Annotated in this window: 1 pseudogene; it reads left to right on the top strand. The window is 81.1% G+C overall.

The window, feature by feature from the left end:
* A pseudogene (locus ACLQ2W_RS33345) lies at positions 1–369 on the top strand (RCC1 domain-containing protein); the annotation flags it as partial.
* Between the last annotated feature and the right edge of the window lie 107 nt (positions 370–476).

The following is a 476-nucleotide window of genomic DNA, read 5'->3' as shown; positions in this document are numbered from 1 at the left end:
GGTTCGGGGCCGCGGGGCGCGCGCGCAACCCCCCCCCCCCCCCCCCCCCCGGCCCCCCCCCCCCCCCCCCGCTGGCGGGCGGCGGCCGGGCCCCCCACGACGTGCGCGTCCCGCACCGACGGCAGCCTGTGGTGCTGGGGGAAGAACGCGACGGGGCAGGTGGGTGACGGCACCACCACCCACCGGTCCGCGCCGACCCGCGTCGGTGCCGACACCACCTGGACGGGCGGCCTCGCCGCCGCCGACCACAGCTGCGCGATCCGTACCGGCGGCGGCCTGTGGTGCTGGGGTGACAACAGCGGGGGGCAGTTGGGCGACGGCACCACCGTCCAGCGGTCCACGCCGATCCAGGTGACCCTGCCGGGCTGATCCGCCGGCATCCCGATGTCGGGCCGTGGGGCCGCGCCCCGGGGCGGGTCCCAGGGCGGGGGCCCCGCCCCAGCGGGGGGGCGGGCCTGAACTGGGCCCGGCGCCAT

Source organism: Micromonospora sp. DT227, from assembly GCF_049841835.1.
In the GTDB taxonomy this organism is placed as follows: domain Bacteria; phylum Actinomycetota; class Actinomycetes; order Mycobacteriales; family Micromonosporaceae; genus Micromonospora.
Note: the sequence above shows the minus strand (reverse complement) of the source record. Positions and strands in the feature narration are given on the sequence as shown.